The organism is Pseudomonas sp. NFACC24-1 (assembly GCF_900115235.1).
GTDB lineage: Bacteria > Pseudomonadota > Gammaproteobacteria > Pseudomonadales > Pseudomonadaceae > Aquipseudomonas > Aquipseudomonas fluorescens_AA.
The window spans coordinates 38,427-59,579 of record NZ_FOVS01000014.1; the positions used below are offsets into that span (position 1 = coordinate 38,427).

The 21,153-nt window shown below is 62.3% G+C and carries 20 protein-coding genes; 18 read left to right on the forward strand and 2 right to left on the reverse strand.

Annotation, left to right across the window (positions count from 1 at the left end; all coding sequences use genetic code 11):
• Positions 1–162 precede the first annotated feature (162 nt).
• From BM317_RS14785 to BM317_RS14800, 4 genes are read left to right on the forward strand one after another with little or no spacing between them, the layout of a single operon-like run.
• Positions 163–633, forward strand: coding sequence for a (2Fe-2S)-binding protein (locus BM317_RS14785; protein WP_092168486.1), 471 nt, complete (start codon positions 163–165; stop codon positions 631–633).
• Positions 630–2,945, forward strand: coding sequence for a xanthine dehydrogenase family protein molybdopterin-binding subunit (locus tag BM317_RS14790; RefSeq protein WP_092168489.1), 2,316 nt, complete (start codon positions 630–632; stop codon positions 2,943–2,945). The genes BM317_RS14785 and BM317_RS14790 overlap by 4 nt, the downstream gene beginning before the upstream one ends.
• The gene (locus BM317_RS14795; RefSeq protein ID WP_092474795.1) at positions 2,945–3,916 is read left to right on the forward strand and encodes an XdhC family protein; all 972 of its coding nucleotides are present in this window, start codon (positions 2,945–2,947) and stop codon (positions 3,914–3,916) included. Before BM317_RS14790 ends, BM317_RS14795 begins: the two co-directional genes overlap by 1 nt.
• A gap of 20 nt (positions 3,917–3,936) precedes the next feature.
• Positions 3,937–4,527, forward strand: a complete 591-nt coding sequence (locus BM317_RS14800; RefSeq protein ID WP_092474798.1) for a nucleotidyltransferase family protein — start codon at positions 3,937–3,939, stop codon at positions 4,525–4,527.
• 206 nt (positions 4,528–4,733) lie between these two features.
• On the opposite strand, the gene rne is transcribed toward BM317_RS14800, so the two are convergent.
• Positions 4,734–7,943 (reverse strand): ribonuclease E, encoded by a 3,210-nt coding sequence (rne, locus tag BM317_RS14805; protein WP_092474801.1) that lies wholly within the window; start codon positions 7,941–7,943, stop codon positions 4,734–4,736.
• 699 nt (positions 7,944–8,642) lie between these two features.
• On the opposite strand from rne, the gene rluC reads away from it, so the two are divergent.
• From rluC to BM317_RS14820, 3 genes are read left to right on the forward strand one after another with little or no spacing between them, the layout of a single operon-like run.
• Positions 8,643–9,599, forward strand: coding sequence for a 23S rRNA pseudouridine(955/2504/2580) synthase RluC (gene rluC / locus BM317_RS14810; protein WP_060743156.1), 957 nt, complete (start codon positions 8,643–8,645; stop codon positions 9,597–9,599).
• Positions 9,589–10,251, forward strand: coding sequence for an HAD-IA family hydrolase (locus tag BM317_RS14815; RefSeq protein WP_092168501.1), 663 nt, complete (start codon positions 9,589–9,591; stop codon positions 10,249–10,251). The genes rluC and BM317_RS14815 overlap by 11 nt, the downstream gene beginning before the upstream one ends.
• Before the next feature lie 20 nt (positions 10,252–10,271).
• On the forward strand, positions 10,272–11,261 hold the full coding sequence (locus BM317_RS14820; protein WP_060741227.1) for a S49 family peptidase: 990 nt from the start codon (positions 10,272–10,274) through the stop codon (positions 11,259–11,261).
• A gap of 211 nt (positions 11,262–11,472) precedes the next feature.
• Here the strand turns inward: BM317_RS14820 and BM317_RS14825 are convergent, their stop codons facing one another.
• Positions 11,473–12,051: a Maf family protein gene (locus BM317_RS14825; RefSeq protein WP_092168504.1), complete on the reverse strand. Its 579-nt coding sequence runs from the start codon at positions 12,049–12,051 to the stop codon at positions 11,473–11,475.
• A gap of 105 nt (positions 12,052–12,156) precedes the next feature.
• Between BM317_RS14825 and BM317_RS14830 the strand changes: the two genes are divergently transcribed.
• The 11 genes from BM317_RS14830 (at position 12,157) to BM317_RS14880 (ending at position 21,108) form a co-directional block, all read left to right on the forward strand.
• On the forward strand, positions 12,157–12,684 hold the full coding sequence (locus tag BM317_RS14830) for a YceD family protein (RefSeq protein ID WP_003204262.1): 528 nt from the start codon (positions 12,157–12,159) through the stop codon (positions 12,682–12,684).
• Between the two features lie 13 nt (positions 12,685–12,697).
• A complete protein-coding gene (gene rpmF / locus BM317_RS14835) occupies positions 12,698–12,880 on the forward strand; it encodes a 50S ribosomal protein L32 (RefSeq protein ID WP_003179396.1) in 183 nt (60 codons plus the stop codon).
• Between the two features lie 4 nt (positions 12,881–12,884).
• Positions 12,885–13,895 carry a phosphate acyltransferase PlsX gene (gene plsX / locus BM317_RS14840; RefSeq protein WP_072406324.1) on the forward strand — a complete coding sequence of 337 codons (1,011 nt, stop codon included), beginning with the start codon at positions 12,885–12,887 and terminating at the stop codon, positions 13,893–13,895.
• 123 nt (positions 13,896–14,018) lie between these two features.
• Complete coding sequence (gene fabD / locus BM317_RS14845) at positions 14,019–14,957, forward strand: ACP S-malonyltransferase (protein WP_072406322.1); 939 nt, start codon at positions 14,019–14,021, stop codon at positions 14,955–14,957.
• Positions 14,958–14,972: 15 nt separating this feature from the next.
• Positions 14,973–15,716: a 3-oxoacyl-ACP reductase FabG gene (gene fabG / locus BM317_RS14850; protein WP_092168510.1), complete on the forward strand. Its 744-nt coding sequence runs from the start codon at positions 14,973–14,975 to the stop codon at positions 15,714–15,716.
• Between the two features lie 191 nt (positions 15,717–15,907).
• Positions 15,908–16,144: an acyl carrier protein gene (gene acpP / locus BM317_RS14855; RefSeq protein WP_003175607.1), complete on the forward strand. Its 237-nt coding sequence runs from the start codon at positions 15,908–15,910 to the stop codon at positions 16,142–16,144.
• Positions 16,145–16,252: 108 nt separating this feature from the next.
• Positions 16,253–17,497 carry a beta-ketoacyl-ACP synthase II gene (gene fabF, locus BM317_RS14860; protein ID WP_092255817.1) on the forward strand — a complete coding sequence of 415 codons (1,245 nt, stop codon included), beginning with the start codon at positions 16,253–16,255 and terminating at the stop codon, positions 17,495–17,497.
• A complete protein-coding gene (gene pabC / locus BM317_RS14865; RefSeq protein ID WP_092474805.1) occupies positions 17,497–18,312 on the forward strand; it encodes an aminodeoxychorismate lyase in 816 nt (271 codons plus the stop codon). The genes fabF and pabC overlap by 1 nt, the downstream gene beginning before the upstream one ends.
• 3 nt (positions 18,313–18,315) lie before the next feature.
• Positions 18,316–19,476 carry an endolytic transglycosylase MltG gene (gene mltG / locus BM317_RS14870; protein WP_092474808.1) on the forward strand — a complete coding sequence of 387 codons (1,161 nt, stop codon included), beginning with the start codon at positions 18,316–18,318 and terminating at the stop codon, positions 19,474–19,476.
• Positions 19,477–19,496: 20 nt separating this feature from the next.
• Entirely contained in the window at positions 19,497–20,129 is a 633-nt protein-coding gene (gene tmk / locus BM317_RS14875) for a dTMP kinase (RefSeq protein ID WP_092474895.1), read from the forward strand.
• On the forward strand, positions 20,122–21,108 hold the full coding sequence (locus BM317_RS14880; RefSeq protein ID WP_092168519.1) for a DNA polymerase III subunit delta': 987 nt from the start codon (positions 20,122–20,124) through the stop codon (positions 21,106–21,108). Before tmk ends, BM317_RS14880 begins: the two co-directional genes overlap by 8 nt.
• Positions 21,109–21,153: the final 45 nt, after the last annotated feature.

Below are 21,153 nucleotides of genomic sequence, written 5' to 3' on the forward strand. Positions count from 1 at the left end.
TCGCTAACGATGCGACCATCGCATCCTAAAGGACCGGTGCAGACGCCTGTGTGCGACTGCATAAGAGAGCCCGATCAGCCTGAGCCAGTCTGCGACAACCGACCCGTTACCCAAGCGGCAGATTGCTCGACCCCATCACTCGAATAATGTGCGGGCGTGCCCATGATTACCCTGAAACTCAATGGAAAAGACCATCAACTGGATGTGACCGAGGACATGCCGCTGCTGTGGGCTATCCGGGATGTGGCCGGTTACAACGGTACCAAATTCGGCTGTGGCCTGGGCCTGTGTGGCGCCTGCACCATCCACATCGACGGCGCCCCGGCGCGCAGTTGCATCACGCCAATCGGCTCGGTGAAAGGGCAGGACGTCAGCACCATCGACGGGCTTCATGCCGACCCGGTCGGGCAAATCGTCCAGAAGGCCTGGCTCGACACGGCGGTGGCTCAGTGCGGTTACTGCCAGGGCGGGCAGATCATGTCCGCCACCGCATTGCTCAAGACCAACCCCAACCCGAGCGATGAGCAGATCGAAGAAGCTATGGTCGGCAACCTCTGCCGTTGCGGCACGTATAACCGGATCAAGACCGCGATCCGCCAGGCTTCCACTCACCTGAAGGAGGCCAAGGCATGAGCCGCTTGCCCGATGATTTCGTGCTGAGCAACCTCAGCCGCCGTGGTTTCCTCAAGGGTGCGAGCGCCACCGGCGTGCTGGTGCTGGCGGCAACGTGGGGCCTGCCGGATGCCTTTGCCGAGGAAAAGAAATTCGGCGCCGAGGGCATGCCCCATGGCGCGGTCGACGACCCGAAGGTGTACGTCAGCGTTGCCGCCGATGGCAGCGTGACCGTGATCTGCAACCGTTCGGAAATGGGCCAGGGCGTGCGCACCAGCCTGAGCATGGTGGTCGCCGACGAACTGGACGCTGACTGGGCGCTGGTCAAGGTCAAGCAGGCGCCGGCCGATGAGGCGCGTTTCGGCAACCAGGACACCGACGGTTCGCGCAGCATGCGTCACTGGTACGAGCCGATGCGCCGTTGCGGGGCTGCCGCCCGGACCATGCTGGAACTGGCCGCTGCCGCCCAGTGGAAGGTCCCGGTGGGTGAATGCCATGCCCAACTGCACAAAGTGCTGCACCAGCCTTCGGGACGTGAATTGGGGTATGGCGAATTGGCCGCCGCCGCCAGTGCCTTGCCGGTGCCGGCCCGTGACAGCTTGCGTCTCAAGCAGCCATCGGAGTTCCGCTACATCGGCAAGGAAGCGAGCCGGGCCATCGATGGCGCGGACATCGTCAACGGTCGTGCGGTGTTTGGTGCCGATGTGCATTTCGACGGCATGCTCTATGCGGTCATCGCGCGTCCGCCGGTCTATGGCGGCAAGGTCAAGAGCGTGGACAGCAGCGCGGCGCTGAAGGTACCGGGCGTGGTCAAGGTGGTCCAGATAGAGGGCCGTCCGCTGCCCTCGGAATTCCAGCCGTTGGGCGGCGTAGCGGTGGTGGCGAAGAACACCTGGGCGGCGATCAAGGGCCGCGAGGCGCTGAAAATCCAGTGGGACGACGGCCCGAATGCCGGTTATGACTCCATTGTCTATCGCAAGGAACTGGAAGCGGCCGCCCTCAAGCCTGGAAAAGTCGTGCGCAGCAGCGGTGACCTCGACGATGCGCTGGCCAAGGCTGATTCGACGTTGGAGGCGTCGTATTACTTGCCGCACCTGTCCCAGTCCCCCATGGAACCGATGGTTGCCGTCGCCCGGTTCAAGGACGGCCAATGCGAGGCCTGGGCGCCGAGCCAGGCACCGCAGGTCACCCGTGAGCGTGTCGCCGAACGCCTGGGCATTCCTTTCGAGAAGGTCACGGTGAACATCACGTTGCTGGGCGGCGGTTTCGGACGCAAGTCAAAACCTGACTTTGTCGTCGAGGCGGCGGTCCTCGCCAAGGAGTTTCCCGGCCAGGCAGTACGGGTGCAATGGACCCGCGAGGACGACATTCATCACTCGTACTTCCATACCGTATCGGCCGAATACCTCAAGGCCGGCCTGAACCAGGACGGCATGCCGTCCGGTTGGCTGCACCGCACCGTAGCCCCGAGCATCACCGCACTGTTTGCACCGGGCATGACTCACGAGGCACCGTTCGAAATAGGCATGGGCGTGACCAACATGGCCTACGCCATTCCCAACCTGCGCCTGGAGAACCCCGAGGCGGTGGCCCATGCCCGGGTGGGCTGGTATCGCTCGGTGTCGAACATTCCTCACGGCTTCGCAATCCAGAGCTTCATTGACGAACTGGCCCACAAAGCCGGCCAGGATCCGCTGAAGTACCAGGTCAAATTGCTCGGGCCGGACCGTAAGATCGATCCGCGCACTTTGAGCGAAGAATGGAACTACGGCGAATCCCCCGAGCGTTACCCGATTGATACGGCGCGGATCCGCACGGTGCTGGAAACCGCCGCGAAGGCCGCCGGTTGGGGCCGGGAACTGCCCAAGGGCCGTGGCCTGGGGCTGGCGGTGCACTACAGCTTCGTCACCTACGTGGCGGCGGTGCTCGAGGTGGAGGTCAAGGACGATGGCACGGTGATCGTGCACAAGGCGGACATCGCCGTGGACTGCGGCCCGCAGATCAACCCCGAGCGCATCCGCTCGCAATTCGAAGGCGCCTGCGTCATGGGCCTGGGCAATGCCATGGTGGGCGAAATCAGTTTCAAGGATGGCAAGGTGCAGCAGGACAATTTTCATATGTACGAAGTGGCGCGCATGTCCCTGGCCCCCAAGGAAGTGGCCGTGCACCTGGTCACGCCGCCGGGTGAGGTGCCGTTGGGTGGGGTTGGCGAGCCGGGCGTGCCGCCGATTGCGCCGGCTCTGTGCAACGCGATTTTCGCCGCCACCGGCCAGCGTATCCGTAACCTGCCTGTGCGCTATCAGCTGCAAGGCTGGCAACAGGCCAAGGCCTGATGGACAGCGTCGATCTGAATGTCCTGCGCAGCGTGCTCGAGTGGCGCCGCGCCGGGCAGCGAGTGGTGTTGTTCACCGTGGTCCAGACCTGGGGCACTGCGCCAAGGCCGCCGGGGGCGATGCTGGCCTTGCGCGAAGATGGCGTGGTGATCGGTTCAGTGTCGGGCGGTTGTGTCGAGGATGACCTGATCGCCCGGCTGCACGACGGCCGTATTCCGGCGGACGGTCCGCCGGTGCAACTGATCACCTATGGCGTCACCCGCGAAGAAGCGGCGCGCTTCGGCCTGCCGTGCGGCGGCACCCTGCGCCTGACCGAAGAGCGGGTGGGCGATCCACAGTGGGTCGCCGAACTGCTGGAGCGCTGCGAAGCCCATGAAATTGTCGCCCGTGAACTGACGGTCGCCAGCGGCAACGTGGTCCTGACCCCGGCCATCAAGACCGACGTGCTGGTGTTCGATGGGCAGGTGCTGCGGGCCATTTACGGCCCGCGTTGGCGGTTGCTGCTGATCGGGGCCGGGCAATTGTCGCGCTACGTGGCGGAAATGGCCCGGCTGCTGGACTTCGAAGTGCTGATTTGCGATCCGCGCAAGGAGTTCGTCTATGGTTGGGAGGAACAGCATGGGCGCTTCGTCCCGGGGATGCCCGACGAAGCCGTGTTGAGCATCCAGACCGACGAGCGCACGGCCATTGTGGCGCTGACCCATGATCCACGCCTGGACGACATGGCGCTGCTCACGGCACTGGACTCCAAGGCTTTTTATGTCGGCGCCCTGGGTTCGCGGGTCAACAGCCAGAAACGCCGGGACAACCTGGCTCAGCTAGGCTTGTCTGCGGAGGCGATTGAGCGCTTGCATGGACCGATCGGCTTGCATATCGGCAGCCATACCCCGGCGGAAATCGCCTTGTCGCTGCTGGCCGAAATCGTGGCCATCAAGAATGGCGTGGAACTGCGGCAGAAAAAACCGCTGTAAGCCGTGGGTAAGGAGGGCGTATGAGCGAGTCGATTGGCGTGATCATCCTGGCGGCCGGAACGGGCAGCCGTTTTCGCCGGATTGCAGGCCCCGGCAAGGATAAATTGCTCGCCGATTGCACCGGGCGTGACGGTGCCGTGCGCTCGGTGATCGAGCAGGTGCTGGTGAATCTGCCAGCCTCCCTGGAAAAGCGCGTGCTGGTGACGAGCAAGGACCGGCCGCAAGCCATTCGCATGGCCCAGGCCTATGGCTGCGATTTCGTGGAACTGGACTCCCCCGGCCTGGGCGACAGCATTGCCGCCGGTGTTCAGGCCTGCCCTGAGCTTGATGGCTGGCTGATGGTGCTGGGGGACATGCCCTTCATCCTGCCGTCGAGCATCGAGCAGGTGGTGGCGGGGATTCGCGCGGACGGCATCAGCGTGCCGGTCCTGGCCGGTGAGTACGGGCATCCGGTTGGATTCGGTGGTGAGTTTGGGCCGAAACTGATGGCGCTCACCGGCGATCGGGGAGCCAAGGTATTGTTTGCCGGGGCGCCAGTGGTCGAAGTGCCGGTGGACGACCCTGGCGTGACGTGGGACGTGGATGTGCCAGAGGCACTGGTCTTCAAATAACAGGCGACGCAGAACCCTGTGGGAGCGAGCTTGCTCGCGAAAGCGGTCTGACTTCAGCATTGATGCAAGCTGACCCGGCGCCATCGCGAGCAAGCTCGCTCCCACATTGGACTTTTGTCCGCTTCCAGTCCCCTGTGGATAACTCTGAAGGCATAAAAAAGCCCCGCCTGGGGTTACCAGGCGGGGCTTTTTACTGGGCGGTGGAATCAGGCGTGAGGTTTAGGCTCGTGCTCTTTTTCCAGGGCTTCAGTGTGACGTGGTGCGATTTCTTCAGCGGTGTGCTGAGGCTCGTCGAACGTCGGAGCCGATTCAACCGGGGTTTCGGCGGCCGGGGCAGGGGCAGGGGCAGGGGCAGGGGCTGCCTCGGCGACTTCTTCCACGACTGGCGCAGGCTCGGCAGCAGGCGCTTGAGCGGCGGCAGCGGCAGCTTGTTCGGCTTCCTTCTGCAGACGCTCGGCTTCACGCTTGCGACGACGCACTTCACGTGGATCGTTCGGTGCACGGCCATTCGCGGTCAGGGCGCTGGCAGGTACAGGCTCTTCCACCGGGGCCGGGACTTCGGCAACCACCGGTGCCTCGACCACTGGAGCAGGCTCGATCACTTCTGGCTCGACCGCTTTCACGGGCTCTGGTGCCGGCTCAGGCTCGACAACAGGTGCCGGTGCGGCTGGCTCGGCGGTCCAGTTGAACGCAGTCTGCTCTTCGCGGACAGGCTCTGGTGCCTTTTCCTCGGCCGGTGCTTCGACGACCGGTTCGGCAGCAACGACTGGAGCCTCGACGACCGGTGCAGGCTCGACGGCGACTTCGGCTTCAGGCTGGGCGTCATGGGCCGGTGCGAGTTCCACTTCTGGCGAGGCGGTGGCTTCTACCGGGGTGGTGGCTTCGACTACAGGCGCTTCAACCGGCGCGTTTTCCACCGCAGCGGTGGCACGTTCGGCTTGTTCGTGAGCCTGGGCTTCAGCCGGGGCGCTGATCGCGCTGCTGGCAACGGCCGCGGTCACGGCCAGGCCGGCGGCCAGGTCCGCAGCGCTTGGCGCTTCGGCGTTCTCGGTGGATTCGGACTCTTCCGAACCTTCGATCACGTTGCCGTTGGCGTCGCGCTGACGTTCACGACGGTTGCTGCGACGACGCTGACCACGGGAGCGGCGGCGTGGACGATCGCCTTCGGCGGTGTCCTGGCCATCTTCCTGCAGCTGCTCTTCGGCATTCAGCACTTCTTCTTCGCTGGCAGCGGCGGTTGCCTGCTCGGCGCGTGGTTGGCGTTCTTCACGTGGAGGACGCGGTGCGCGTTCTTCACGAGGCTGGCGGGCTGGACGCTCTTCAGCGGTGGCGGCAGCCACAGCCGGGGCGGCATCCAGTGGCTCGCGCAGTTCACGAACACGTTCTTCGCGCTCGCCACGTGGCTTGCGGTCTTCACGCGGTGCGCGTGGCTGACGTTCTTCGCGCGGCGGACGCGGTGCGCGTTCTTCGCGGGCTACGGCTGGCGCTTCCTCACGGGCTTCGCGCGGCTGGCGTTCTTCACGCGGCTCACGTGGCGCACGTTCTTCACGCGGTGCACGTTCTTCGCGAGGCTTGCGCTCTTCATCGCGACGACCGTTGCGGTTGCGGGTCTGCTGGCGACCGTTGCGGCGTTCTTCGTTGCGGGCAGGACGCTCGGTAGCGGCAGGCTTGGCGACGACGGCCGGGGTGGCGGGTTCTTCCTTGGTGGCGAACAGGCTGACCAGCGACTTCACCAGGCCTTTGAACAGGCTTGGTTCGGGGGCTGCGGCCGGGGCGGCAACCGGAGCGGCCACTTCGGTCGGAACCGGAGCGTTGGCGCGGGCCGGAGCCGTCTTGACCGCGGCTTCCTGGCGAACCAGGGTGCGAGTGGCGGCGGCCGGCTGGACTTCTTCCACTTCGGCGGCGGCGGCAGCGATTTCGTAGCTGGACTGGTTGGTGTGGGCTTCCGGGCTGTCATCGCGCAGGCGCTGCACTTCGAAGTGCGGTGTCTCGAGGTGATCGTTCGGCAGGATGACGATGCGGGCGCGGGTGCGCAGTTCGATCTTGGTGATCGAGTTGCGTTTTTCGTTGAGCAGGAACGCGGCCACCGGGATCGGCACCTGGGCGCGAACTTCGGCGGTGCGGTCTTTCAGGGCTTCTTCTTCGATCAGGCGCAGGATCGCCAGGGACAGCGACTCGACGTCACGGATGATGCCGGTGCCGTTGCAACGCGGGCAAACGATGCCGCTGCTTTCGCCCAGGGATGGACGCAGGCGCTGACGGGACATTTCCAGCAGGCCGAAGCGCGAGATGCGACCGACCTGTACGCGGGCGCGGTCGGCTTCCAGGCATTCACGGACCTTTTCTTCCACGGCGCGCTGGTTCTTGGCCGGGGTCATGTCGATGAAGTCGATGACGATCAGGCCGCCGATGTCGCGCAGGCGCAACTGACGGGCGATTTCCTCGGCCGCTTCAAGGTTGGTCTGCAGGGCGGTTTCTTCGATGTCGCTGCCTTTGGTGGCGCGGGCCGAGTTGATGTCGATGGACACCAGGGCTTCGGTCGGATCGATGACGATGGAGCCGCCGGACGGCAGTTCGACGACGCGCTGGAAGGCGGTCTCGATCTGGCTTTCGATCTGGAAACGGTTGAACAGCGGAACGCTGTCTTCGTAGAGCTTGATCTTGCTGGCGTACTGCGGCATCACCTGGCGAATGAAGGTCAGGGCTTCGTCCTGGGCTTCGACGCTGTCGATCAGCACTTCGCCGATGTCCTGGCGCAGGTAATCGCGGATGGCGCGGATGATCACGTTGCTTTCCTGGTAGATCAGGAACGGCGCGGAACGATCCAGCGAGGCTTCTTTGATGGCGGTCCACAGTTGCAGCAGGTAGTCGAGGTCCCACTGCATTTCTTCGCTGCTGCGGCCCAGGCCGGCAGTGCGCACGATCAGGCCCATGTCGGCTGGCGCGACCAGGCCGTTGAGGGCTTCGCGCAGTTCGTTGCGCTCTTCGCCTTCGATGCGGCGGGAGATGCCGCCGGCACGCGGGTTGTTTGGCATCAGGACCAGGTAACGGCCGGCCAGGCTGATGAAGGTGGTCAGGGCGGCGCCCTTGTTGCCACGTTCTTCTTTTTCGACCTGGACGATGACTTCCTGGCCTTCGCTCAGGACGTCCTTGATGTTGACGCGGCCTTCAGGGGCCTTCTTGAAGTATTCGCGGGAGATTTCTTTGAGGGGCAGGAAGCCATGGCGCTCGGAGCCGAAATCGACAAAGGCAGCCTCAAGGCTTGGTTCGATGCGAGTAATCCGGCCTTTATAGATGTTGGCCTTCTTCTGCTCGCGTGCACCGGATTCGATATCCAGGTCGTAGAGGCGCTGGCCGTCTACCAGTGCAACACGCAACTCTTCGGGTTGAGTTGCGTTAATCAGCATTCTTTTCATGTAGTACCGTCGGTTTCCGGGCTGCCGGAAACGGCGTTCGGCACACACGACTTCTCACGGTCGGTGTCAGGTGCGTCCTGGAGATGGCGAGGCCATTCCAGTGTCCAGCGAGTTCGGCCCAATGATGGCGAAGTCGCGACGGACGCGTCCTGCTTGCTGGTACTCAAGCACTCAGTCAGGAGGAGGAATCAACCGGCGTCTGTGGACGAGATGAAGCGTCTAAATATAAGCCTAGTGCTACACAGTCCGACGGTTGTACGTCTCCACCCTACACGTATCCCTGATAATTCGGGTGCTGCCGCGCGCAGAATCCGCAGCGGGTTGGCATTTACCGTGAGCTCCGGAAGGGGAGGTCACGCATCATGGCTAATTTAGGCGTTGTTTCCGAAGCTCTCGCTCGGGGTCGTTCGCAGCTGACTGCACTTTGTGAACTGGCCGTGAATGTGGCGCGCAAGGCGAGTCAAAACTCTGCTTTGCGGCGTATTTCAGGCCTCATGTCACCTGCGCTCGTTACACCTGAAAACTCTACCGTTACGTAGCGAAAGCCCCGTAGGACGGCCTCTCGTCCTCGTGAATTGCGTTGGTCAGGGCCGGTTTTTGACCGCTGGTCCACTGTCCAGCCACTTTTGGCGGCGTTCGCGACTATAGCAGCAATGATTAAGTGCTTCAATTCCATAAAAAATTGTTATGATCGCCGCCATGACAACTACTGCCCCTTCGACCCCTGGCGTTCAACTGCTCGAGGTCTCGCCGGAATATGCCGGCCAACGAATCGATAATTTCCTGCTGGCCCGGCTCAAAGGCGTGCCCAAGACCTTGATCTACCGCATTTTGCGCAAAGGCGAAGTGCGGGTGAACAAAGGTCGGATCAAGCCCGAATACAAGCTCCAGGCCGGTGACATCGTGCGCGTGCCGCCGGTTCGTGTGCCCGAGCGCGATGAGCCGGTGCCCTTGGCCCAGGGATTGTTGCAACGCCTTGAAGCCTCGATCGTCTACGAAGACAAGGCCCTGATCGTGATCAACAAGCCCGCGGGCATTGCGGTTCACGGCGGCAGCGGCCTGAATTTCGGGGTGATCGAAGCCTTTCGTCAGTTGCGTCCGGACGCCAAGGAGCTGGAACTGGTCCATCGCCTCGACCGCGACACCTCCGGCCTGCTGATGATCGCCAAGAAACGCAGCATGTTGCGCCACTTGCACGAGCAACTGCGCGGCGACGGCGTCGACAAGCGCTACATGGCGCTGGTGCGTGGCCGCTGGGAAACCTCCATCAAACAAGTGCGTGCGCCGCTGCTCAAGAGCAACCTGCGCTCCGGCGAGCGCATGGTCGAAGTCAATGAGGAGGGCAAGGAGGCGCTGACGGTGTTCAAGGTGTTGCGCCGTTTCGACGACTTCGCCACCTTGGTCGAGGCCAAGCCTGTGACCGGGCGCACGCATCAGATCCGCGTCCATACCCTGCACGCCGGCCACTGCATTGCCGGTGACAGTAAATACGGCGATGACGATTTCACCAAGGAAATCCGCGACCTGGGCGGCAAGCGCCTGTTTCTCCACGCCTATATGCTCACCGTGCCGCTGCCCGATGGCGGCGAGCTGAAATTGCAGGCCCCAGTGGATGACATGTGGGCCAAGACGGTGGAGCGGCTGAGTGCATCCTGAGTACAAATTGCTGATATTCGATTGGGACGGCACTCTTGCCAATTCCATCGGTCGGATCGTGGAGTCGATGCATGTCGCATCGGATCGCTCGGGTTTTGCCCGGTGCGACGATTTTGCGGTGAAGGGCATCATCGGCTTGGGGTTGCCGGAAGCGATTCGCAGTTTGTACCCGGAGATCGACGACGATGAGCTGGTGGTTTTTCGCCAGCACTATGCCGATCACTACATTGCACTGGAGGCCGAGCCTTCGCCGTTGTTCGAGGGCGTGGTTCATACCCTTGAAACCTTGAAGGGCGAGGGTTATCGCTTGGCGGTCGCGACCGGCAAGGCCCGTCGCGGGCTGGATCGGGTATTGAAGGCCCATGGTTGGGACGATTATTTCGATATCACCCGTGCCGCCGATGAGACGGCCAGCAAGCCGCATCCGCTGATGCTCGAGCAGATACTGGCTCATTGTGGGGTGCTGCCTGCGCAGGCGTTGATGGTGGGGGATTCCTCGTTCGACCTGCAGATGGCGCGCAATGCCGGCATGGGTTCGGTGGCTGTCAGCTATGGTGCGCAGTCCATCGAGGCGCTCAAGGCGTTCGAGCCGCGACTGGCGATTGATCATTTTCCTGAATTGCACGCCTGGCTGAGCCAGCGCGCCGATTAAAGTCTGTTGAGGATGCATGTATGACCGATGAATGGAAGGCACCGGCCAAAGCGAGCGCTGACAACGGTGACGAAAAAAGCTGGAAGCTGCTGGAAAAGACCCTGTTGGCCGGGGTGGAGGAGCAGCGTCGTGCGCGGCGCTGGGGGATCTTCTTCAAATGCCTGGTCTTCATCTATCTGTTTTTCGGCTTGGCGTTGATCTTCCAGGCGGTTGATGGCAAGAAGAGTCCGGGGGGTGGTTCGGCCTATACGGCGGTCATCGACATCGAAGGCATGATTGCCGACAAAGAGGCGGCCAGTGCGGACAATATTGTCGGCAGCCTGAGGGCCGCGTTCGAAGATTCGAAGGTCAAGGGCGTGGTGCTGCGCATCAACAGTCCGGGTGGCAGTCCGGTGCAGGCCGGCTACGTCTATGACGAAATCGTCCGCTTGCGCGCGGCGCATCCGGATATCAAGGTCTACGCGGTGATTTCCGACCTCGGTGCCTCCGGTGCCTACTACATCGCCAGTGCGGCGGACCAGATCTATGCCGACAAGGCCAGCCTGGTAGGCTCCATTGGCGTGACGGCGGCGGGTTATGGCTTCGTCCAGACGCTGGACAAGCTTGGGGTGGAGCGCCGGGTCTATACCGCGGGCGAGCACAAATCCTTCCTCGATCCGTTCCAGCCGCAAAAGCCTGAGGAAACGGCGTTCTGGCAGGGGGTGCTCGACACTACCCATAAGCAGTTCATCGCCAGCGTCAAGAAGGGGCGGGGCGAGCGCCTGAAAGACAAGGAGCACCCGGAGCTCTTCTCCGGGCTGGTCTGGTCGGGCGAGCAGGCGTTGCCGCTGGGCTTGATCGATGGCTTGGGTAGCGCCAGCTCGGTGGCTCGGGACGTGATTGGCGAGAAGGAGCTGGTGGATTTCACCATTGAAGAGTCGCCGCTCGACCGTTTCTCGAAAAAACTGGGCGCCAGCATCGCCGAGCGTCTGGCGATGTGGATGGGGTTCCAGGGTCCGGCGTTGCGCTGATTGTCTTGGCGCTTCAATGCAGGAGAGGCTGACAGCCTCTGTGGCGAGGGGATTTATCCCCGCTGGGGCGCGAAGCGCCCCTTAGTCTGTCGCCTCGGTGCGCGGCTCCATTGATAGGGCCGCTTCGCGCCAACGGGGATAAATCCCCTCGCCACAAGTTTTGTATTTACAAGTTTTGTATTTAGCAGTGGTTGCTCTCAATGCCCAGGCTTCAGGGGATTTGCACACCCTCGGCCAGCAACATGTCCACAAGGCGAATCAGCGGCAGCCCGACCAGGCTGGTGGCGTCCGGTCCTTCGGTGCTCTGGAACAGGCTTACGCCCAGCCCCTCGGCCTTGAAGCTGCCGGCGCAATCGTAGGGTTGCTCGGCGCGCAGGTAGCGTTCGACGCGGCCTGGATCCAGGGTGCGCATATTGACTGTAAATGCAACGCAATCGACCTGGCAGGCGCCTGTCTGGCTGTTGAGCAGCGCCAGGCCGGTCAGGAACGTGACCTTGGCGCCGCTGGCGGCCAACAGCTGTTCGCGGGCGTTCTCGAAGGTGTGAGGCTTGCCCAGGATGCGCTCGCCGAGCACGGCGACCTGGTCTGAGCCGATGATCAGGTGCCCTGGATAGCTTTGGGCCAATGCCAGGGCTTTTTCCCGGGCCAGGCGTTTGACCAGTTCAAGGGCGGGTTCGCCGGGCCGATGGCTTTCGTCGATATCGGGTGAGCTGCAGACGAACGGCAGCCCCAGGCGGGCGAGCAATTCCCGGCGGTAGACCGAGCTTGAGGCAAGTAATAAAGGCAGCATGGGCATCTCCAGGAGTCGGGGACGAATTCTAGCGAGGCACGCAAGTGACGGACAGGGCTGAATTTCCTTTGACATGGCCGGGGGCATCCCTATAATGCTGCGCCTATGTTGAATGACCCGATTCCACCTCACGTTGACCCGCGCAAATTGGCTGACCGTGGCACCACCCTTCAAGGTGAACTGCTGCTGGCCGATTTGAAGAGACTCTGCGACCCGCTTTCCGACGATGTCGGTACGGTCCAGGCCAAATTCGTTTTTGAACGAGATGAACGTAAATCTGTGGTAATCCACAGCTTTATCGACACTGAAGTCAAAATGGTTTGCCAGCGTTGTCTTGAGCTGGTCACCCTGCCGATCCACAGCGAATGCAGTTACGCCGTGGTGAAGGAGGGTGCGAATACCCAGTCGTTACCGAAAGGTTATGACGTGCTGGAACTGGGCGAAGATCCATTGGATCTGCAGTCACTGATCGAGGAGGAGCTTCTGCTCGCCTTGCCCATTGTGCCTGCTCATCATCCGGAAGAATGCCAGCAGCCGGCGGGAGCAGATGAGCCCGAACCGAGCGAGGACGAGGTAACGCGGTCCAACCCGTTCAGTGTATTGGCGCAGTTAAAGCGTGACCCAAACGTTTAGGAGTTAATCAATTATGGCTGTTCAGCAGAACAAAAAATCCCGCTCTGCCCGTGACATGCGCCGTTCGCACGACGCTCTCGAGGCTAGCACTCTGTCCGTAGAAAAAACCACTGGTGAAGTTCACCTGCGTCACCACGTATCGCCAGAAGGCGTATACCGTGGTCGTAAAGTGATCGACAAGGGCGCCGACGAGTAATCACTTGTCCGCTCAAGTCATCGCGATTGACGCAATGGGCGGGGACTTCGGTCCCCGCAGCATTGTTCAGGCCAGCCTTGCTTGTCTGAATGCTACGCCCTCGCTGCACCTGACCCTCGTCGGTCAATCCCCCCTCCTGGAAGACATGCTCAGCGGCCAATCGGCTGTGGATCGCGCGCGCCTGACGATTGTCCCGGCGTCCGAAATCATCACCATGGACGAAAAGCCGGCCCAGGCCCTGCGCGGCAAGCCTGACGCCTCGATGCGCGTGGCCCTTGAGCTGCTGCGTGATGGCAAGGTCCAGGCTTGTGTCAGTGCGGGCAATACCGGTGCACTGATGGCGCTGTCGCGTTATGTGCTCAAGACCTTGCCAGGTATCGACCGGCCCGCGATGGTGGCGGCGATCCCGACCCAGCGTGGGTTCTGTCAGTTGCTCGACCTGGGGGCGAACGTCGATTGCAGCGCCGAGCATCTGCTGCAGTTTGCGGTGATGGGCTCGGTCGCGGCTGAAACCCTGGGCATCGTGCGCCCTCGCGTGGCGTTGCTGAACATCGGCACCGAAGACATCAAGGGCAATCAGCAGGTCAAGCTGGCGGCCACGTTGTTGCAGGCTGCGCGGGGCATCAACTACATCGGTTTCGTCGAAGGCGATGGTCTGTACCGTGGCGAGGCCGATGTGGTGGTCTGTGACGGTTTCGTGGGCAATATCCTGCTCAAGTCCAGCGAGGGGCTGGCGACCATGATCGGCCAGCGCATCGAGACCTTGTTCAGGCAAAGCCTCGCTTCGCGGGTGGTCGGCGCCCTGGCGCTGCCGTTGATGCGTCGCTTGCAGGCGGACCTGGCGCCGGCGCGGCACAACGGTGCGAGTTTCCTCGGGTTGCAAGGTATCGTGATCAAGAGTCACGGGTCGGCGGGTGTGCAGGGTTTCCAAAGTGCGATCAACCGAGCGGTGATCGAGATCCAGGAGAACCTGCCGGAGCGCTTGCACGGTCGCCTCGAGGATTTGTTAACTTAGGCGTTTTCGTCCGACAATGCTTAAATGTGACCGGTCGGTTCAACCCGCCATCCAACTTTCAGTTTGCTAGCGCCCCCAGGGGCGTCAATTTTTGACGACAAGATCATTAGGGGCTTTGTTTTCATGTCTGCTTCCCTCGCATTCGTCTTTCCAGGGCAGGGCTCGCAGTCCCTCGGCATGCTGGCCGAGCTGGGCGCGCAATACCCGCTGGTCCTCGAAACATTCAAAGAAGCTTCCGATGCGCTCGGCTATGACTTGTGGGCACTGACCCAGCAAGGGCCGGAAGAGCGGCTCAATCAAACCGATAAGACCCAACCGGCCATCCTCACCGCCTCGATCGCTTTGTGGCGCCTCTGGCTGGCTGAAGGCGGCGCGCGCCCGGCATTCGTCGCCGGTCATAGCCTTGGCGAATACAGTGCCCTCGTGGCCGCTGGCAGCCTGAGCCTGGGCGCCGCGGTGAAACTGGTGGAGCGTCGTGGCCAGTTGATGCAAGAAGCCGTTCCGGCCGGGCAGGGCGGCATGGCCGCGATCCTCGGCCTGGAAGACGCCGATGTACTGGCAGCCTGTGCCGAGGCGGCGCAAGGCGAAGTGGTCAGCGCGGTGAACTTCAACTCTCCGGGTCAGGTGGTCATCGCCGGCGCCAAGGCGGCTGTCGAGCGTGCCATCGAGGGCTGCAAGGCCCGTGGTGCCAAGCGCGCCATGCCACTGCCGGTCAGCGTGCCGTCGCACTGTGAACTGATGCGTCCGGCCGCCGAGCGCTTTGCCGAGTCCATCGCTGCCATCGATTGGCAGGCCCCGCAGATTCCCGTGGTGCAGAATGTCAGCGCCGACGTGGCGCCTGATCTCGAGACCTTGAAGCGTGATCTGCTGGAGCAACTCTACAAGCCGGTTCGCTGGGTCGAATCGGTGCAGACCCTGGCAGCCAAGGGCGCGACCGAACTGGTCGAATGCGGTCCTGGCAAAGTGCTGGCGGGCCTGAACAAACGCTGCGCCGAAGGCGTGTCGACTTCCAACCTCAATACCCCAGATGCCTTCGCTGCCGCCCGTGCAGCGCAGGCCTGAACAGGAGAAACTTGCATGAGTCTGCAAGGTAAAGTTGCACTGGTGACCGGTGCAAGCCGTGGCATCGGCCAGGCCATCGCCCTTGAGCTGGGTCGTCAAGGCGCCATCGTCATCGGCACCGCGACTTCCGCTTCGGGCGCCGAGCGTATCGCCGCGACCCTGAAGGAAAACGACATCCAGGGCACCGGCCTCGAGCTGAACGTCACCAGCGACGAATCCGTTGCGGCGGTGCTGGCAAGCATTCAGGAGCAGTTCGGCGCGCCGGCGATCCTGGTCAATAATGCCGGTATCACCCGCGATAACCTGATGATGCGCATGAAAGATGACGAATGGTTCGATGTGATCGATACCAACCTGAACAGCCTGTATCGGCTGTCCAAGGGGGTTCTGCGTGGCATGACCAAGGCGCGTTGGGGGCGAATTATCAGTATCGGCTCGGTTGTGGGTGCCATGGGCAACGCAGGCCAAGTAAACTATGCTGCGGCGAAGGCCGGTCTGGAAGGTTTCAGCCGTGCGCTGGCGCGTGAAGTGGGTTCGCGCTCGATTACGGTAAACTCGGTTGCACCGGGTTTCATCGACACCGACATGACCCGTGAACTGCCGGAAGCACAGCGCGAAGCGTTGCTGACACAGATTCCGCTGGGTCGTCTGGGGCAAGCTCAAGAAATCGCGTCCGTGGTCGCTTTTCTTGCGTCGGACGGTGCGGCATACGTGACCGGGGCTACAATCCCGGTGAACGGCGGGATGTACATGAGTTAAATGTGACGGATTGCTTCAAAAAAATGTCATACGAGCTGTCTAAAATCCGTTATAAAGCTGCAATCAATTTATAGACGGCGGGCCGCGGGGTTTGAGGAGTGAAGCTTTCGGTTGAAAAACCGAAAAGTTCTTCTATACACTTACCCACCGGCCAGCTGCCTGAATTTGTCCATTAGGAGTGAAAACAAGGTATGAGCACCATCGAAGAGCGCGTCAAGAAAATCGTTGCCGAGCAACTGGGCGTTAAAGAAGAAGAAGTTGTGAACACCGCTTCCTTCGTTGAAGACCTGGGTGCCGACTCCCTTGACACCGTTGAGCTGGTGATGGCTCTGGAAGAGGAATTCGAGACCGAGATTCCTGACGAAGAAGCTGAGAAGATCACTACTGTACAAGCTGCTATCGACTACGTTACCAGCCACCAGGCGTAATCGTTTTTAGTCGTCGCTAGCTGTCATGGAAAAACCGCACTGCCGTCACGGCGTGCGGTTTTTTCTTTAGGCCTGATGCAAAGTCGTCATTAGAAAAAGGAGAGTGCTGTGTCGCGTAGACGCGTCGTAGTCACCGGTATGGGTATGTTGTCGCCACTGGGCACGGATGTGCCGAGCAGTTGGCAGGGCATTCTGGCTGGCCGCAGTGGCATTGGTCTGATCGAACACACCGACCTTTCTGCCTATTCCACCCGTTTTGGCGGCTCGGTAAAGGGCTTCAATGTCGAGGAATACCTGTCGGTCAAGGAAGCCCGCAAGCTCGACCTGTTCATTCAATACGGCCTGGCAGCCGGTTTCCAGGCAGTGCGTAACGCTGGCCTGGAAGTCACCGACGCCAACCGTGAACGCATCGGCGTGGCCATGGGGTCAGGTATTGGCGGCTTGACCAATATCGAAGAAACCAGCCGTACGCTGCACGATTCGGGGCCGCGGCGGATTTCTCCGTTCTTTGTGCCGGGCTCGATCATCAACATGATTTCCGGCTTCCTGTCCATCCACCTGGGTGCCCAGGGGCCCAACTACGCCATCGCCACGGCGTGCACCACCGGTACCCACTGCATCGGCATGGCCGCGCGCAACATCATGTATGACGAAGCGGACGTGATGATCGCCGGTGGCGCTGAAATGGCCGCTTGCGGTCTTGGCATGGGCGGTTTCGGCGCGTCCCGTGCGCTGTCGACCCGCAACGACGAGCCCGCCCGCGCGAGCCGGCCATGGGACAAGGGCCGCGATGGCTTCGTACTGTCCGACGGTGCCGGTGCGCTGGTGCTCGAGGAGCTGGAGCACGCCAAGGCGCGCGGCGCGACCATCTATGCCGAACTGATCGGCTTCGGCACCAGTGGCGACGCATACCACATGACTTCGCCACCGGCCGATGGCGCCGGTGCGGCCCGTTGCATCGCCAATGCCTTGCGTGACGCGAAAATCAACGGCGAACAGGTGCAGTACATCAACGCCCACGGTACTTCCACACCGGCCGGCGACCTGGCCGAAGCCCAGGCGATCAAGACCGTGTTCGGCGAGCACGCCTACAAGCTGGCGGTCAGCTCGACCAAGTCCATGACCGGTCACCTGCTGGGGGCGGCTGGGGCGGTGGAAGCGATCTTCAGCGTACTGGCGATCAACAGCCAGACGGCGCCGCCGACCATCAACCTCGATGAGCCGGACGACGGCTGCGACCTGGACTTCGTGCCGCACACTGCCCGCGGCATGGACATCGATGTGGTGCTGTCCAACTCCTTCGGCTTTGGCGGGACCAACGGTTCGCTGGTGTTCCGCCGGTTCGCCGGTTGATGGAAAGCTGGGTCGACGGTCAGCCAGCCGACGTCCTGTCGCTGAAAGATCGCGGCCTGGCTTACGGGGATGGGTTGTTCGAGACTATCGCCGTGCACGGTGGCAACCTGCTGTTGCTGGAGCGTCACCTGCAGCGCCTGGAAGCAGGTTGCCAGCGGTTGGCGCTCAACGTCGACATGATCGCGTTGAGCGCAGAGCTGGACGCCTACGCCCGCGGCCTGGGCGACGGCGTGCTGAAGTTGATCGTGACCCGTGGCGACAGCCTGCGCGGTTATGCCGCTGATCCCTCGACGCCGGCCAGGCGCATTCTGCAAGGCAGTCCGCCGGCCGCCTATCCCGCCGTCCATGGCGACCAGGGCATTCTTCTGTTTCCCTGCACCGTGCGTTTGTCCGAGCAGCCCTTGCTCGCGGGGCTCAAGCACCTCAATCGCCTGGAACAAGTGCTGGCTCGTGCCGAATGGCGCGATACGCAGTACGCTGAAGGCTTGATGCTGGACGTGTCCGGACGGGTAATCGAAGGTGTGTTCAGCAACCTGTTCCTGGTGCGCAATGGTGTCTTGTTCACGGCGGACCTGAGCCGTTGCGGTGTGGCCGGGGTGATGCGCGCCGAATTATTGTTTCAAGCCAAGTCCCAAGGCATCGCCACGCAAATCAGCGACATCAGCCTCGAACAGCTGCACCAGGCCGATGAAGTCTTCGTCTGCAATAGCGTTTATGGCGTGTGGCCGGTGCGCGGATGCGGTTCGGCGCGCTGGTCGGTTGGCCCGCTCACCCGTAAACTGCAGACCCTTGCCCGTGCGCTATTGGATGTTTGATTCGTGAGACGTAAATTCTTGCTGCTGCTGGAGACCGGACTGGTCCTGGCAGGGCTGTTGTTGGGTGCTTCGGCCTGGAAGATTCATTCGGCGCTGCAACAGCCGCTGAACATCACCCAGGAAGAATTGCTGGACGTGCCCAACGGGACCACCCCGACCGGAACCCTCAAGCGCCTCGAAGCCGATGGCTTGATCAAGGACGCTTTCTGGCTGCGGATCTATTGGCGCTTCAATCTTGCCGGCCAGCCATTGCACTCCGGCGAATACCGTATGGTGCCAGGCATAACCATGGAAGGCCTGATCGCCGTCTGGAAGCGCGGCGAAGTGGTGCAGTACAGCGTGACGCTGGTGGAGGGCTGGAATTTCCGCCAGGTGCGCGCCGCACTGGCCAAGGATGAAAAGCTCCAGCAGACCCTCACCGACCTGAGCGACAGCCAGGTCATGGATCGTCTCGGTCATTCGGGCGTATTTCCCGAGGGGCGGTTCTTCCCGGACACCTATCGCTTCGTGCGCGGTACCTCGGATGTCGACCTGCTGAAAAAGGCCTACGACCGCTTGGAAGACGTGCTCGCCAAAGAGTGGGCACAGCGTTCCGCCGATGTGCCTTACACCTTGCCGTACCAGGCGCTGATCATGGCATCCCTGGTGGAGAAGGAAACCGGCGTGCCCCAGGAACGCGGGCAGATTGCCGGCGTCTTCGTACGGCGCATGCGTCTGGGCATGCTGCTGCAGACCGATCCCACGGTAATCTATGGCTTGGGCGAGCGTTACACGGGCAAACTCACCCGCGCCCATCTGAAAGAAGAAAACCCCTATAACACCTACCTGATCCCGGGCTTGCCGCCGACGCCGATCGCGATGGTGGGGCGTGAAGCGATTCACGCCGCGTTGAACCCGGCGCCGGGCAACAGCCTTTACTTTGTCGCCCGTGGCGATGGCAGCCACGTGTTTTCCGATGACCTGGAGTCCCACAACAACGCGGTGCGCGAGTTCCAGCTCAAGCGCCGTGCCGACTACCGCTCCAGCCCGGCCCCGGCAGCGCCGGACGAGCAAGCGCCGATCCCGGCGGCTTCGCCCGACACGGCCCCCGAAGCGGTGCCCCAGGTGCCGCCCCAGGTACCGGCTCCCGAACCGGACGCCAGCGAGCCACCGAGCCCGCAATGACTTTGATTAAGGATCGCCCCGTGACTGGCTTGTTTATAACGCTGGAAGGCCCGGAAGGCGCCGGCAAGAGCACCAACCGCGAATACCTGGCCGAACGCCTGCGGGCCGCCGGCATCGAGGTGGTATTGACCCGTGAGCCGGGCGGTACGCCGCTGGCCGAGCGTATTCGCGAGGTACTGCTGGCCCCTCTTGAAGAGGTCATGAACCCTGACACTGAGCTGCTGCTGGTGTTCGCTGCCCGGGCACAGCATCTGGCCGAGGTGATTCGCCCGGCGCTGGCCCGTGGTGCCGTGGTGCTCTGCGATCGTTTTACCGATTCGACCTACGCCTACCAGGGCGGCGGCCGGGGCTTGTCCGTGGAGCGTATCGCCGCGCTGGAAACCTTCGTCCAGGGTGACCTGCGACCAGACCTTACCCTGGTGTTCGACCTGCCGGTGGAAATTGGCCTGGCCCGCGCCAGCGCCCGTGGCCGGCTGGATCGTTTCGAGCTTGAGGGGCAGGATTTCTTCAATGCCGTGCGCAATGCCTTCCTGGGGCGCGCCAAGGCCGATCCGGCGCGTTACCTGCTGATCAATGCCGCACAGCCGCTGACCCAGGTCCAGCAATCCCTGGACGGCTTGCTGCCGCGTTTGCTGGAGCGTGTCCGTGGCTGAAGCCTATCCCTGGCAAGACGGTCTCTGGCAGCAACTGGCCGGTCGTGCCCAGCATGCCCACGCCTATCTGCTGCACGGCCCGGTCGGCATTGGCAAGCGGGCACTGGCCGAACGCCTGATGGCCAGCCTGCTGTGCCTGCGTCCGGGGGCTTCGAACGCCTGTGGTGAATGCAAGTCCTGCCTGCTGCTCAAGGCCGGCAGCCATCCCGACAATTACGTGCTGGAACCGGAAGAGGCGGACAAGGCGATCAAGGTCGACCAGGTCCGGGACCTGGTCAGCTTCGTGGTTCAGACCTCGCAGATGGGCGGGCGCAAAGTGGTGCTGATCGAGCCGGTCGAGTCGATGAACATCAATGCCGCCAACGCCTTGCTCAAGAGCCTCGAAGAACCCTCCGGCGATACCGTGCTGCTACTGGTCAGCCACCAGCCGAGTCGCTTGTTGCCGACCATCAAGAGTCGCTGCGTGCAGCAGGCCTGTCCGTTGCCGAGCGAAGCGATGAGCTTGCAATGGTTGGCCCAGGCCCTGCCTGACAACACTGATGAAGAACGTATCGAGCTACTGACCCTCGCGGCCGGTTCGCCGCTGGCGGCTGTCAGCCTTCAGGCCCAAGGCGTGCGTGAACAGCGGGCCCTGGTGGTGGACGGGGTGAAGAAACTGCTCAAGCAGCAGCAATCCCCCACGCAACTGGCCGAGGGTTGGAACGCCATCCCGCTACTCCTGCTGTTTGACTGGTTCTGCGACTGGTCGAGCCTGATCCTGCGTTACCAGTTGACCGAAGACGAGGCGGGCCTGGGGCTGGCGGACATGCGCAAGGTGATCCAGTACCTGGCGCAAAAAAGCAGCCAGGATAAAATCTTGAACATCCAGGACTGGATTCTTGCCCAACGGCAGAAGGTGCTGAGCAAGGCGAACCTCAATCGGGTGCTGTTGCTCGAGGCGCTGTTGGTGCAGTGGGCAAGTTTGCCTGGTCGAAACTGACAGGCACGGCCTAGCTACTAAACTCAGCTCAACCGCAGCGGAGAT